Below are 13,201 nucleotides of genomic sequence, written 5' to 3'. Positions count from 1 at the left end.
GCACCTGGGGTACCTGGGCCGCTCGGGGCACCTGGGGCCGCCTTCCAGGCCCTCTCCTCGCCGTCCCCTCCCCCGATTACTGTGGCCGCATGGCTGACGCGGAGATCGGTGTCATAGGCGGGTCCGGCTTCTACTCCTTCCTCGACGACGTGGCCGAGATCACGGTCGACACTCCCTACGGCGCCCCGAGCGACTCGCTCTTCCTCGGCGAGGTGGCCGGCCGCACGGTCGCCTTCCTGCCCCGGCACGGCCGCCGGCACCACCTGCCGCCGCACCGCATCAACTACCGCGCCAACCTGTGGGCGCTGCGGTCGGTCGGCGTACGGCAGGTGCTCGGCCCATGCGCGGTCGGCGGGCTGCGCGCGGAGTACGGGCCGGGAACGCTGCTCGTACCGGACCAGCTCGTGGACCGTACGAAGGCCAGGGAACAGACGTACTTCGACGGGACGCCACTGCCGGACGGCAGCGTGCCGGACGTGGTGCACGTGCCGTTCGCCGACCCGTACTGCCCGGCCGGGCGGGAGGCGGTGATCACCGCGGCCCGGGGACGCGCGTGGGAGCCGGTGGACGGCGGCACCCTCGTGGTCGTCGAGGGGCCGCGCTTCTCGACCCGCGCGGAGTCCCGGTGGCACGCGGCGCAGGGCTGGTCGGTGGTCGGCATGACCGGCCACCCGGAAGCGGTCCTGGCCCGTGAGCTGGGCCTCTGCTACACGTCATTGACGCTGGTCACGGACCTGGACGCGGGTACGGAGACGGGCCAGGGCGTCTCGCACGCGGAGGTACTGGAGGTCTTCGGCCGGAACGTCGGCCGGCTGCGCGAGGTGCTGTTCGACGCGGTGGGCGCGCTGCCTGCGTCGACGGGGCGGGGTTGCGGTTGCGGGGACGCGCATGAGGGTGCTGAGGCGGGTCGAGGCTGAGGTCGGGACGGACGCGATCATGCCTGGGGCTGGGCCTGGGCACTCGGACGAGTGAGCGGTTTTTCCACAACCCGCGGGTAACGGGTTCGGCCGTCCACAGGGCCGAGCGGGCTTCGGCGAAGTCCGGCACGGTGGGGCTCGTCCGCACCGATTCCGGCACCGCAGGCGGTGGTCCCCGTGTCCCAGCCCTTCCCCCTCCACCCCTTCCCCACCCACCCCCCGCCCCTCGTCCCCACCCCTCCGCTCCCCCTTCCCCCGCCCTGTGAGGTTGCCCACTTCGCTCCCGTACGGGCCCGCGGCGGACGCCATCGACTGCGCCGCGCGGTGCGACGGCGACGGCGGACCCTGACGGCGGGGCTGGCGATGACGGCCGCTGCCCTGGCCGCAACGGCCCACCAGAGCGGCGAAGGACGCGCCTCGGGGGTTGCGGGCGCCTGCGCCGCGCCGACGCCGGGAGCGGCACCGGGCGCGCACCCCGAGGAGGAGCGGTCATGAGGAATCCGACCGCCCCTCGGACCGCGCCGGGGAAAGATCGAGTGGTCTTTGCCCGATATGCGCGCCACACTGGCGAAAGTGGCGGGGTGCGTTTGGCGTGCCGGTGGGAAGGCTCTTCCCCGGCCGACCGGAACAACGCGGCGCCGATCCGTACGGACGCTCTGTCCGCTCACCGGTTCAGGTCATGGGATTGGACAGCCGCGCCCTGCCCTGCCGTAGGTTGCGGTGCTGTTCGTTGCACAGGTCGTAGTGAGTGTGGAAAGAGGCTTTCAGGTGAGCCAGAAGACGGGCGTGTTCGCGGGATTCAAGGAATTCCTGATGCGCGGCAACGTGATCGAGCTCGCTGTGGCGGTCGTCGTCGGAGCCGCATTCACGAACATCGTGAACACCGTGGTCAAGGGCGTCATCAACCCGATCGTCGGCGCCCTGGGCTCGCAGAACCTGGACCACTACAAGGCGTGCCTGACCACCTGCCACACGGACGCCAAGACGGGCGACTACACCGACGGCATCTACATCCTGTGGGGTTCGGTCCTCAGCGCCGTCCTGACCTTCCTGATCACCGCCGCGGTCGTGTACTTCCTCATGATCCTGCCGATGAACAAGTGGAAGGCACGCCAGGACGCCAAGAAGCCGGCGGACAACACCCCGCCCGCCCCGACCGAGGTCGAGCTGCTGACGGAGATCCGCGACGCGCTCATCGCCCAGCGCAACGGCTCGGCGAACGGGTCGCCCAATGCCGGCGCGGGCTCGGTGGTCACACAGAAGACGCAGCAGTAAGGGGCTCCGCGCCCAGCACGGCGAAGCCGCCCCGGCGCCTCGGTCAGAGGTGGTGGGGCGGCTTTTCGTCGAGAAAGCGCGCCAGGTCGGCAGCGCTGTCGTTGCCGCCAGGACGCTCGCCCCAGCCACGGTCGGTGTCGTCCGACGACGGCCGGCTCAGCGGATCATCAAAGATCAACGCCGCCAGGGCCTCGGCCCGCGCCGGGCGCGCGGACTGCGCGGCCTGCTCCGCATCGGCCTCGGGCTGGGATTCAGGGGTGGTACTCACCCCTCCAGGGTACGGCCGCCCGACCGGCCCGACCGGCTCGCCGAGCCGGTCGGCCAGGTGCTGGGCCGCATCGGCCGGATCCCGCCTGCCCTCACGAGGAACTTACAGCCAGGCTGTTAGCTTGCCTGCAAGTTTCGTCGAGAAGGGGTCTGTCATGACATCCGAGCGTCGCAAGCTTGAGATCGCCATCCTCGTCTGCCCCGGCTACATGCCGGTCGACATCATCGGCTTCCACACGGCCATGGGCCTGCTGCCGGACGTAAACCTGCACCTCGTCTGGAAGAACCGCGACGAGATCACCGGCATGCCGCACTTCCCCACCCGGGCGACGACCACGTTCGAGGACTGCCCCGCGGACCTCGATGTGCTGTTCGCGGGAGCCGTGCCGGCGGAGGTCTTCGAGGACGAGGAAGTCCTCGCCTTCCTCGCCGACCGGGGAAGCCGGGCGGGCTGGATAGCGGGCGTGTGCGCGGGGTCGCTGCTGATGGGGGCGGCGGGGCTGCTGCGCGGCTACCGCGCGACGACCAACTTCCAGGTGCACGAGCACCTCGCGGCCTTCGGGGCGATACCGGAGCGCGGCAATGTCGTGGAGGACCGCAACCGGATCACCTCCGGCCCGGCGACCGGCAGTTTCGAGGTCGGGCTGCGGCTGATCCAGGTGTTCTTCGGCGACGATGCCGCGCGCAGGTCCGAGCTCATGATGGAGTACGCGCCGCGGCCCCTGTTCGGCGTGGGCACCCCGGAACTCGCCGGGCCCGAGCTGACCAACGAGCTTCTCGCCGCGAACGCTCCCATGAGCGCCGACTTCGGGAAGGTGGCCGGGCGGGCGGCCCGGCGGCTCGGCATACGTACCGAATCGGCCTGACCGTACGCATACGGCCGCCGCCTGCGAAACTGGGTGGACGATTCCGGCCGTCGCGCACGCCGTCAAGGAGAGCCGCAGTGAGCACAGCGCCCGAGATGCCCTCGTCGACAGTGATGTTGATGATCGCCGCCGGGCGGCAGCTGCAACGCGAGCTGGAGTCGGATCTCTCCGCTATCGGCCTGTCGCTGCGTCAGTTGGGGGCGCTCGGCCACATCGCCAGTAACCCCGAGCTGTCCTACAGCGACCTGGCCCGGCGCGCCGGAATCACGACCCAGAGCATGCGCGCCACCATCCTGATGCTGCAGGAGCAGGGCGCGGTGCGCAGCAACCTCTCCGGCCAGGGGCGACGCGCGAACCTGGAGCTGACCGAGGCCGGCGAACAGCTCCTGAACGAGGCGCGGCGCGTGATCGCTCTGCGGGACCGCGCGTTCGCCGAGAGGCTGGGCGCCGAGGAGGAAAAAGTACTGAGCGCCGTTCTCCGCCGGGCCGCGCCGGGCCCGGCGGAGACCGCGAGGCGGGGCTGAAGGGACGGGATGCGGCGAGCGGGCCGCACACAGCCGCGGCAATGCAGGCTCAGAGTTGGCTCATAGCTGGCTCGGTGGGACGGCAGCCGCGGAGGAGCCGTAGGCACGGAGGGGCAGTAGGCACGGAGGCGTAGCAGACACAACTGGACGGCAGGCACGTCGCGAAGCCAGCAGGCGCGGCCCTGACACAGACAGCAGGGACCTGGCACAGCGCACATCCGGGGCTCGGCGAACGCCGAACCCCTCCAACAGCCGGACCCCGCTCGCACAGAGTCCGCAGATCCCACAGAGCCCGCAGCCCCCACAAAGCCCCACGCCCGTCCCCCCTCAGCGGCCGGCCAGTGCCTCGTGCCACCAGTGGTCGCGGCCCGCGGTCCAGGAGACCGGGCGGCTGGTGCGGTTCACGACCAGTACGGACCGTACCTGCGAGCAGTTGTGCCGCAGGGCGCGGTCCAGTACGGGCTTGACCGGTCGCACCGCCCCGTCCCAGAACGCGGCGTCCGCCGTGATGATCACCTTGGCGCCGGACTCCCGGGTGCGGGCGGCGAGTTCCGGCACGGTCAGGTAGACCGGCAGTGTCGTGCGCACGGCGTCGAGGCGGCCGCAGGCGAGTGTGACGATCACGGACTCCGGTACCAGCGGCAGGTGGACCGCCACCGGGTCGCCGGCCCGCACCCCGAGCCGGGCCAGCGCCGCCGCGGCCCGTTTGGCCTGGCCCATGAGCATGGTGTGGGTCAGCTCCTCGTGACGTCCCGGCTCGCCGTGCCAGGTGAGGGCTATCGGGGACGGGGACGCCGGGGGCTCTTGCGGTACCCGGGTCGCTTCTGCATGCTCGGAGGTCACACTGCGCAACATGCGGACCAGCATGAAGATCAAGGATCAACGATCGCTGAACGTCCGCTGTACGGCATCGGCCGGCCGTACCGTACGGACGGCTCGCGCGGCGCACGATGTGCGAACCGCTCTCGCGGCGCCCCAGGACGGCGTCGCTTCTCGTGCCCTTGGGCGACGGGCCCGTAAGACCGCATAGGCGACGGGTCCGTAAGACCTCGTCGAGGACGTATGGCTCGCGAGTGCTCGTGAGCACTCTCGCGATCATCTATGCCCCGTACGTCCTTGCCCCGTCTCCGGCACACCCAATCCCCACCCCCACCTTCTCCTTCCGTACGCGAGAGATGGGCCGGTGTGCCGGATGAGCGAGCGAAGTGGCGAGCGACGTGGTGAGCGACGTGGTGAGCGACGTCGTGGGTTGTGGGCTGTGGTGGCCGTGGCGATCGGTGGGTTCTGTGTGCAGCTGGACGCCTTTGCGCTGAACATGGCGCTGCCGGTGATCCGCCGGGACCTGCACGCCTCGGCGGCCGCGGGCCCGTGGGTGATCAGTGCGTATCTGCTGGCGGCCGGAGCGTTGATGCCCGCCGCCGGGCGGCTGGCCGATGTGTTCGGGAGGCGGCGGCTGCTGGTACTGGGGCTGGCGCTCTTCGGGGGTGCGTCGGCGGCGTGCGCGCTGACGCCGTCGTTGCCGTTTCTGGTGGTGGCCCGTGTGGTGCAGGGGGCGGGCGGTGCGTTGGTCATGCCGGTGGGGCTGGCTCTGCTGACACGTTCCTTCCCGCCGGAGCGGGCGCGCGTCGCGACCGGGTACGCCCTGGGGCTGGCCGGTCTGGCCACGGCCTGCGGCCCCTTCGTGGGCGGGGCGCTGGCCGATGCTCTGTCCTGGCGGGCCGTCTTCTGGGTCGATGTGCCGCTGTGCGGTGCGGCGATGCTGTGCGCCCGGCGGGCGCCGAGGTCTGGGGACGGGAGGAGTGCCCGGGAAGGCCGGAGGGAGGGTATGGACCGGCGGGGCTGGGGCGCGCTGGTCCTGGGGACCGGGGTGCCCGCCTGTATGGCGGTGGCCATGGAGAGCGCGGGGACGTGGTGGCACGCCGGTGCTTGGGCTGCGGGCGCACTGGTGCTCGGGGCGTTGTTCGTACGGACCGAGCGCCGCTCGCGCGCGCCGTTGATCGACCTCGCGCTGTTCCGTAACGGGCCGTACGTAGCTCTCACTTCGGCCGGTGCCGTGGCCAACGCGGCGACCGTGGTACTGCTGTTCGTGGTCCCGCTGATGCTTCAGGAGACGCTGGGGATGTCCGTACTGGGTGCGGGGACCGCCTTCCTCGTACCGGCGGTGGCGATGGCCGCGGCCGGGCCGGTCGCCGGACGGGTGCCGCTCCACGCCGCCGAGCGGACGATGGCCGCCTGTCTCGGCCTCGCGGGCGCGGCGTTGGGAGCGCTGGCGGCGCTGGGACCGGCACCGTTCGGCACGGCGCCGGTTCCGGTACCGACGGTGGGTGGCGGCCCCTCGCTCGTACTTCTCCCCGTCGCCACCCTGGCCGCCGCAGCCCTCGGTGTGGCGGGCGCCCTGGTGCTGACCGCCACCCAGGCCGTCGTCCCCCCGGACCGCGCCGGCGAGGCATCCGGGCTGACCAAGTGCGCGATCACCGTGACGGCCGGGCTGGGCCTGGCCCCCGCGGGAACCACCCCGGGCGCCGCCCTGTTCGGAGCCGCGGCCGGGTGCGCGACAGCATGCCTCGCGCTGCTCGCCCGCAGGGCAGCCCCCCTCACCCGCAAGCCGAAACAGCCCCCTCGTACCCCCCAACGATGTCCCGTACATCCCGGAACCCCCGGGCCTCCAGCAGGGCCGCGGCAATGACCGAGCGGCTGCCGCTGCGGCAGTAGAGGACGACCGGGCGGTCAGGGTCCAGGGTCGCGCAGCTGGTGGGGAGGGTGGCGAGGGGGAGGTTGACGGCGTTGGGGAGGGCACCGGCCGCGTACTCGGACGGGTTGCGGACGTCGATCAGCTGGGCGTCGGCGGACGGCGCTTCGCCGGCGGCCAGGCGGTGGGTACGCGTCACCAGGTCGGGGCGGCGGGCGAGTTCGGCGGCCGGGTCCGGGACATGGCCGAGGACGTGGTCGTACCCGATGCGGGCCAGGCGCAGGCGCGCCTCGGACTCCGTACCCGGGTCGCTGATGAGGACGATCGGCATGCCGGGCGCCACCACGCTGCCCGCGTACTCGGCGAACCGGGTGTCCAGGCTGGTGTGCAGCGAGCCGGTGAAGTGCGCCTCCGTGTACGCGGCGAGGGGGCGGCTGTCCAGGAGGACGGCACCCGCGTCGCGGCAGGCGGCCAGCGCCGCGTCGAGGGTGAGGACGGCCGGCGGCGCGGTGTCCAGGAGGGGGTGGCCGTCGCGGTTGAGGGCCGCGTCGTGCGCGAAGTAGCCGGGGGTGGCGGGCTGCCCGGCGGTGACCAGGCGGACGAACTCGGCCTCCGGCATGGGCTGGAGCGCGTAGTTGTAGCGGCGCTGTTCGCCGATGGTGGAGGTGGTTTCGGTGGAGAGGTTGCGCCCGCAGGCCGAGCCCGCGCCGTGCGCCGGGAAGACGCGGGTGGCGTCGGGGAGGGTGAGCAGCTTGTCGTGCAGGGAGCGGTGGAGCCGTCCCGCCATCTCCTCCGGCGTCAGGCCGGTCGCGGCGAGCAGGTCGGGGCGGCCCACGTCGCCGACGAAGAGGGTGTCGCCGGTCAGTACGCCGTACGGCTCGGGCGCGTCCGGCTGTTCGTGGACGACGACGCAGATGGACTCCGGGGTGTGGCCGGGAGTGGCCAGGACGGTGAGCGTGACGCCGGAGGGCGCGGCTGCACCGGCCTCACCGGCCGCAGCAACCCCGCCAGCCCCGTTAGCCCCATCAGCCCCATCGGCCGCCGCGTCCACCCCCAGGAATATCCGCTCCCCGTCCCGCAGCCGCCGTATCGGATAGCCCGTCTCCGCGGCCTCCCCGAAGGCGATGGTGGCGCCGGTGGCGCGGGCCAGTTCCAGGTGTCCGGAGAGGAAGTCGGCGTGGAAGTGGGTCTCGATGATCAGCTCGATGCGCAGTCCGGCCGCTTCCGCGTCGCGCAGGTAGTCGTCGATGTCGCGGCGTGGGTCGACGAGGACCGCGCGTCCGGTGGTCTCGTCGCCGATCAGGTACGACGCCTGGGAGAGGCAGTCGAGGTAGTACTGCGCGAAGTGCACGGTCGACCTCCGTGGTCCTGCGGGCCCGCCGAACCGCGGACCCCGCGGGGGGTTGTTGTGCGGATGCACGGATGTACGTACATTAGGCAGTCCAAGCCACTGCCGACAAGTTCGGCACCGGCCGGGCACGAGCCGGGCGAAGATCCGAGCCGACCCGGCAGTGGACGACGAGGAAGCACGAAGAACAACGCAAGGCCCGGGAGGCGCCGCGCCGGTGCAGTCCGGCCCCGCCCGTACCGTACGAGGGCTCCGTACGCGGGACCCGTCCGCGTACCGCCCGTCCGTACGGCCCGCCCGTACAGCCCGTACCCGCTCGGAGGCGACTTCATGACCGCACATCCCCCGGGCCCGCGTCCCCTGGACCGGCGCTCACCGCTTCCCCTGTGGGCCCAGCTCTCCGAAGACCTGCGGCGCCGCATGGAAGCGGGCGAGTTCACCGAGGAGTTCCCGGCCGAGCACCGGCTGACCGGGGAGTACGAGGTCAGCCGGCACACCGTCCGCGAGGCGCTGCGCAAGCTGCGCGCGGACGGGCTGGTGATCGCCGAGCGGGGGCGGGCCAGCCGTCTGAACACCCGGCGCATACAGCAGCCGCTCGGTTCGCTCTACAGCCTCTTCCGCGAGCTGGAGGGCCAGGGCGTGGAGCAGCGCAGCGAGGTGCTGCGGCTGGAGCGGACGGCGGACGGGCCGATCGCCGATCAGCTCGGTCTCGTGCCGGACGCGCCGCTGATCGTCCTGGAGCGGCTGCGGCTGGCGGACGGCGAGCCGCTGGCCCACGACACCACGTATCTGCCCGCCGAGGTGGCCGAGCCGCTGCTCGACGCCGACTTCCGGCACACCTCGCTGTACGGGGAGCTGCAGCAGCGCTGCGGGGTGAAGGTCACCGGCGGCCGCGAGCGCATCCACCCCTTCCTGCCGGACATCCGGCAGGCGTGGCTGCTGGGGCTGGCCGACCGCGAGCCCGCGTTCGCGATCGAGCGGGTGGGCCGGTCCGGGGAGCGGCCGGTGGAGTGGCGCGAGACCGTCGTACGCGGCGACCGGTTCGCCTTCGTCGCCGAGTGGACCAGCGACAGCCGGGCGGTCGAACTCGCGCCCCGGGCGTCGTGTCCGTCATGAGGACGGGGCGCGAGCCGCGACCACCGGCACCGGGCCCGATGGCGCCGGCGCAGCCGCCCTGCGCGGCCGTCCCGTCGCTGCCGCCCCACACGGCCACCCCGGCGCTGCCTCCCCGGACGACCTCCCCGACGCCCCGTCAGGCGCCAGGCCGTTGCTAGCCGTGACGGCACTGCCCTGCGGGCTGGTCATCGGGCTGCTGCTGGGCGCGCTCGGTGGCGGCGGGTCGATCCTCGCCGTACCGGCGCTGGTCTACCTCCTGCACCAGTCACCGCACGAGGCCACGGCGGGCGCGCTCGTCGTGGTCGGTATCGGCGCGGCCTCCGGCCTGGCCTGTCACGCCCGCGCGGGACGGGTCCGCTGGGCGGCGGGCGCGGCCTTCGGCGGGCTGGGCACCGCCGGTACGTTCCTGGGCTCGCGCTGGAGCGCGGCGCTGGCCCCGACGGTCCTGATGACGGCGTTCGCCGGGCTGATGCTCGCGGTGGCGGCCGCGATGCTCGTACGGACCTGGCGCGAGCGGGAGAAGGCGCGCCCGGCCGGACGGGACGCGCCGCGGCAGGCCCCCCGACGCGCCCCGGCCGCACCCCCGACCCCCGCCGCCCGCCTCACCTCGGCCCTGCGCATCGGCGCGACCGCCACCGCCGTCGGCCTGCTGACCGGCTTCTTCGGTGTCGGCGGCGGGTTCGTCGTCGTACCGGCGCTGACGCTCGTCCTCGGCCTGGAGATGCCGGTCGCCGTCGGTACGTCCCTCCTCGTCATCCTCGTCAACTCGGTGACGGCCTTCGGCACCCGGGCCGGTGCGGGCGGTCTGGACTGGCCGCTGCTGGCCTCCTTCGCCGCCTGCGCCGCGCTCGGCAGCTGGCTGGGCAACCGGCTGGCCGCACGGGTACGGCCACAGGCCCTGTCCACGGCGTTCGCGTCGCTGGTCACCGTGCTCGCCATATCGATGGCCGTCACCAGCATCCCCCGCTTATGAGCCCCCGGACACACCCCGATCCCCACTCCGACCCCAGGAGGAATCACCCCATGACCCCCGCCTCGTCGCACCACCAGGTCGTCATCATCGGCGGCGGTACCGCGGGCATCACCGTCGCCGCCCGCCTGCGCCGCGCCGGACTGCGCGACATCGCGGTGCTGGAGCCCTCCGAGACGCACTGGTACCAGCCGCTGTGGACGCTGGTCGGCGGCGGCCAGGCGCCGCTGCGGGCCGCGCTGCGCACGGAGGCGGAGGTCATGCCGCCCGGGGTGCGCTGGCTGCGCGAGTCCGCCGCCTCGGTCGACCCGGCCGCGCGGACGGTCGGCACCGCGTCGGGGCGGACGGTCTCGTACGACCGGCTGGTGCTCGCCCCCGGGCTCAGCCTGGACTGGGACGGCATACCGGGCCTGGCGCAGGCCCTCGGCCACGGCGGTGTCTCCAGCAATTACCGGCCCGATCTGGCGCCGCTGACCTGGGACTTCATCCGGCGGACCAAGCGCGGTACGGCGTTGTTCACGATGCCGTCCGGGCCGGTGAAGTGCGGCGGCGCGCCGCAGAAGATCGCGTATCTCGCCGCCGATTACTGGCGCAAGCGCGGGGTGCTGGGCCGTATCCGTACGATCCTGGTGCTGCCCGAGCCCGCCATGTTCAAGGTGCCGGTCTTCAACCGGGCGCTGGAGGAGACGGCACGGCGCTACGGCATCGAGGTGCGCCTCCAGTCGGAGCTGACGCAGGTGGACGGCGCCGCGCGGGAGGCGGAGATCGTCGACAACGCGACCGGCGAGAAGGAGACGATCCACTACGACCTGCTGCACGCCGTACCGCCGCAGCGCGCGCCGCAGTGGGTGGCGGACAGCCCGCTCGCCGACCCGGCCTCGCCCTTCGGTTACGCCAAGGCGGACCGGGCGACGCTCCAGAACCCGGACTTCCCCGAGGTGTACGCGATCGGCGACGTGGCCAACCTGCCGACGTCCAAGACGGGCGCCGCGATCCGCAAGCAGGCCCCGGTCGTCGCCGCCAATCTGCGTGCCGGGCTGCGCGGGCGGCCCGCCACCGCCCGCTACGACGGCTACACCTCCTGCCCGCTGGTCACCGCCCGCCACAAGATGCTGCTGGCCGAGTTCGACTACGACCTGGAGCCTGCGCCGTCCATCCCCTTCATCGACACGACGAAGGAGCGGACGGACATGTGGTTCCTGAAGCGGTACGGGCTGCCGCAGCTGTACTTCAAGGGGATGCTCAAGGGCCTGGCCTGAGCGACACGTCCGCCACCACACAGCTCACGTTGTCCGGCGCACCGGCCTGATGGGCCAGCGCCACCAGGTCCCGTACGGCCTGGCCGGGGTCCGGTGCCCCGGCCAGGGCGTCCTGTACGGCGTCGGAGGGCACCACCGCGGACAGGCCGTCGGAGCACAGCAGATAGCGGTCGCCGGGGCGCGCTTCGCGCAGCCCCACCTCCGGCTCCCAGTCGGCACCGCTGCCCAGGGCCCGTGCAAGGAGCGCCCGTTGCGGGTGCGACTCGGCCTCCTCAGGAGTCAGCCGCCCCTCCTCGACAAGCGACCGTACGTGGGTGTGGTCGTGCGTGATCTGGAACAGCCCGCCGTCGCGCAGCAGGTACGCACGCGAGTCGCCCACGTGGACGAGGGCCAGGTGGGAGCCGGTCCAGAGCAGGGCGGTCAGCGTCGTGCCGGCGGGACAGGCCCCCGTCTCCCCCTCGGCCGCCACCGCCTCCCCCACCGACCGGTTCGCCTCCCGAGCCGCGTCCGCCAGCGTGTTGAGGAGGTCGCCGGGCCGCAGCGCCCCGCCGTCGAAGTTCTCCAGGCCGCGCAGGGCCTCGACGGCCGCGGCCCCGGCGGAGGCCCCGGCCCCGCCGAACCCGTCGGCCACGGCGAGCAGCCGCTCCCCCGCGTACGCCGTGTCCTGGTTGCTCTCCCGTACCAGCCCGGTGTCCGACAGCGCCGCGTAACGGATCTCCAGCCGGCGCCGCGCCCGCGGCTCCCCTGCCGGTGTCCGTCCCATGTCCGTCTCCATGGCCGTGTCCTTCCCGCTCAGCTGGCTGACGAGGAAGGCGGCCAGCTCGCGGCGGGCGGCGGTGTCGGCCTCGGTCCGCGCCCAGTACGCCGCCACCGCGTCGGCGGCCGGCCCCGGCGGCAGCCCGCACACGTCCCGGATACGGGCCAGCGGCATACCGAGCTGCCGCAGCCAGGCGACCAGCCGGGCCCGCTCCAACTGGGCGACGCGGTAACGCCGGTACCCGTTGACGGGATCGACCTGCGCGGGCGGCAGCAGCCCCAGCTCGTCGTACAGCCGCAACGCCTTCGGCGAGAGCCCCGAGGCCCTGGCGAACGCCCCGATGCCCAGCAGTTCCCCACCCGGTTCCCGATCCACCGTCCACCCTCCTCGTACGGGGAAGCCCCCCGCTGCCCCGAGCCTGGGCCTTCCCCCAAGGGCAAGGTCAAGCGCCCTGCCGCGCCTTGCAGGACGGCGGACTTGAACCCGACGCGACGTGAGGTTGCACAGTAAAAGGCATGACCACTGCCACCACCTGGAAGGTCGGTCAGCTCGCCGAGGCGAGCGGGCTGACCGTCCGGACCCTGCACCACTGGGACACCATCGGGCTGCTCAGCCCGTCCCGCCGCACCCCCGGCGGCCACCGCGAGTACACCGAGGACGACGCGGCCCGCCTCTATCAGGTGCTCGCTCTGCGCGGTCTCGGTCTGGGGCTGGAGACCATCGCGACCTGCCTGGACTCGGGGATCGATCCGCTGCGGCTGGTGCGGGACCACCTGGCGGGCGTCGAGGAGTCCCTGTCCGCCCTGGAAGCGCTGCGCGGACGGCTGCGGCGGCTGGAGGAGTCGCTGTCGGCGGGTACGGCACCGGAGACGCGCGACCTGCTGGCGGCGCTGAAGGCGCTCGGCCGCACCGGCCCGACGGCGGACCGGGCCCTGCGCCGCCACCTGGACGCGGACCAGCTCCAGGTCCTGGCCGCACGCGGCGCGGCGCTGGGCCCGGCGGCGCACTACCTGCTGGAGGTGGAGTGGCCGGAGCTGTACCGCCGGGCGGCCCGGCTGCGCGAGGCGGGAGTCCCGCCCACGGACCGGCGGGTGCGGCGGCTGGCGGCCCGGATGGACGAGCTGGGTGTGCTGTTCAGCGGCGGGGACACGGGCGTGTCCGCCGGGGTGCGGGCGGCGTGGCGGGCGGAGCCGGAGGAGATGGGGGGGTGGGG

At 73.1% G+C, this 13,201-nt stretch carries 13 protein-coding genes; 9 read left to right on the top strand and 4 right to left on the bottom strand.

Features of this window, described 5'->3' with window-relative positions; genetic code table 11:
• Positions 1-89: 89 nt before the first annotated feature.
• Together ADK86_RS04455 and mscL are read left to right on the top strand one after the other, a co-directional pair.
• The gene (locus ADK86_RS04455) at positions 90-917 is read left to right on the top strand and encodes an S-methyl-5'-thioadenosine phosphorylase (RefSeq protein WP_053695389.1); all 828 of its coding nucleotides are present in this window, start codon (positions 90-92) and stop codon (positions 915-917) included.
• A gap of 768 nt (positions 918-1,685) precedes the next feature.
• Positions 1,686-2,192 carry a large conductance mechanosensitive channel protein MscL gene (mscL, locus tag ADK86_RS04450; protein WP_053695388.1) on the top strand — a complete coding sequence of 169 codons (507 nt, stop codon included), beginning with the start codon at positions 1,686-1,688 and terminating at the stop codon, positions 2,190-2,192.
• Between the two features lie 43 nt (positions 2,193-2,235).
• Here the strand turns inward: mscL and ADK86_RS04445 are convergent, their stop codons facing one another.
• Positions 2,236-2,460 (bottom strand): hypothetical protein, encoded by a 225-nt coding sequence (locus tag ADK86_RS04445; protein ID WP_053695387.1) that lies wholly within the window; start codon positions 2,458-2,460, stop codon positions 2,236-2,238.
• Between the two features lie 154 nt (positions 2,461-2,614).
• Between ADK86_RS04445 and ADK86_RS04440 the strand changes: the two genes are divergently transcribed.
• Together ADK86_RS04440 and ADK86_RS04435 are read left to right on the top strand one after the other, a co-directional pair.
• Positions 2,615-3,325: a DJ-1/PfpI family protein gene (locus ADK86_RS04440; protein ID WP_053695386.1), complete on the top strand. Its 711-nt coding sequence runs from the start codon at positions 2,615-2,617 to the stop codon at positions 3,323-3,325.
• Positions 3,326-3,402: 77 nt separating this feature from the next.
• On the top strand, positions 3,403-3,849 hold the full coding sequence (locus ADK86_RS04435; protein WP_053695385.1) for a MarR family winged helix-turn-helix transcriptional regulator: 447 nt from the start codon (positions 3,403-3,405) through the stop codon (positions 3,847-3,849).
• 327 nt (positions 3,850-4,176) lie between these two features.
• Here ADK86_RS04435 and ADK86_RS04430 read toward each other — a convergent pair whose 3' ends face one another.
• The gene (locus ADK86_RS04430) at positions 4,177-4,704 is read right to left on the bottom strand and encodes an AMP-binding protein (RefSeq protein WP_234345703.1); all 528 of its coding nucleotides are present in this window, start codon (positions 4,702-4,704) and stop codon (positions 4,177-4,179) included.
• 412 nt (positions 4,705-5,116) lie between these two features.
• Here ADK86_RS04430 and ADK86_RS04425 point away from each other — a divergent pair, with 412 nt between their 5' ends.
• Complete coding sequence (locus tag ADK86_RS04425; protein ID WP_234345702.1) at positions 5,117-6,535, top strand: MFS transporter; 1,419 nt, start codon at positions 5,117-5,119, stop codon at positions 6,533-6,535.
• Here ADK86_RS04425 and ADK86_RS04420 read toward each other — a convergent pair.
• Entirely contained in the window at positions 6,444-7,889 is a 1,446-nt protein-coding gene (locus ADK86_RS04420) for an MBL fold metallo-hydrolase (protein WP_053695383.1), read from the bottom strand. The genes ADK86_RS04425 and ADK86_RS04420 overlap by 92 nt on opposite strands.
• 327 nt (positions 7,890-8,216) lie before the next feature.
• On the opposite strand from ADK86_RS04420, the gene ADK86_RS04415 reads away from it, so the two are divergent.
• The 3 genes from ADK86_RS04415 (at position 8,217) to ADK86_RS04405 (ending at position 11,231) form a co-directional block, all read left to right on the top strand.
• On the top strand, positions 8,217-9,002 hold the full coding sequence (locus ADK86_RS04415; protein WP_053695382.1) for a GntR family transcriptional regulator: 786 nt from the start codon (positions 8,217-8,219) through the stop codon (positions 9,000-9,002).
• A 160-nt stretch (positions 9,003-9,162) separates the two neighbouring features.
• Positions 9,163-9,975 (top strand): sulfite exporter TauE/SafE family protein, encoded by an 813-nt coding sequence (locus ADK86_RS04410; RefSeq protein ID WP_234345701.1) that lies wholly within the window; start codon positions 9,163-9,165, stop codon positions 9,973-9,975.
• A gap of 50 nt (positions 9,976-10,025) precedes the next feature.
• Entirely contained in the window at positions 10,026-11,231 is a 1,206-nt protein-coding gene (locus ADK86_RS04405) for an NAD(P)/FAD-dependent oxidoreductase (RefSeq protein ID WP_053695380.1), read from the top strand.
• Here ADK86_RS04405 and ADK86_RS04400 read toward each other — a convergent pair.
• Positions 11,215-12,363, bottom strand: a complete 1,149-nt coding sequence (locus ADK86_RS04400) for a MerR family transcriptional regulator (RefSeq protein WP_053695379.1) — start codon at positions 12,361-12,363, stop codon at positions 11,215-11,217. The two genes, ADK86_RS04405 and ADK86_RS04400, sit on opposite strands and share 17 nt — an antisense overlap.
• Positions 12,364-12,503: 140 nt before the next feature.
• Between ADK86_RS04400 and ADK86_RS45155 the strand changes: the two genes are divergently transcribed.
• Positions 12,504-13,201: MerR family transcriptional regulator (locus ADK86_RS45155; RefSeq protein ID WP_053695378.1), on the top strand; the 698-nt coding region annotated here is incomplete at its 3' end.

Source organism: Streptomyces sp. NRRL F-5755 (genome assembly GCF_001279365.1).
GTDB lineage: Bacteria > Actinomycetota > Actinomycetes > Streptomycetales > Streptomycetaceae > Streptomyces > Streptomyces rimosus.
This window is presented reverse-complemented; position numbering and strand designations above follow the sequence as displayed.

Coding starts and splice junctions, on each gene's coding strand:
- ADK86_RS04455 (WP_053695389.1), top strand. CDS start 90: ATGGCTGACGCGGAGATCGGTGTCATAGGCGGGTCCGGCTTCTACTCC.
- ADK86_RS04430 (WP_234345703.1), bottom strand. CDS start 4,704: ATGTTGCGCAGTGTGACCTCCGAGCATGCAGAAGCGACCCGGGTACCG.
- ADK86_RS04405 (WP_053695380.1), top strand. CDS start 10,026: ATGACCCCCGCCTCGTCGCACCACCAGGTCGTCATCATCGGCGGCGGT.
- ADK86_RS04415 (WP_053695382.1), top strand. CDS start 8,217: ATGACCGCACATCCCCCGGGCCCGCGTCCCCTGGACCGGCGCTCACCG.
- ADK86_RS04440 (WP_053695386.1), top strand. CDS start 2,615: ATGACATCCGAGCGTCGCAAGCTTGAGATCGCCATCCTCGTCTGCCCC.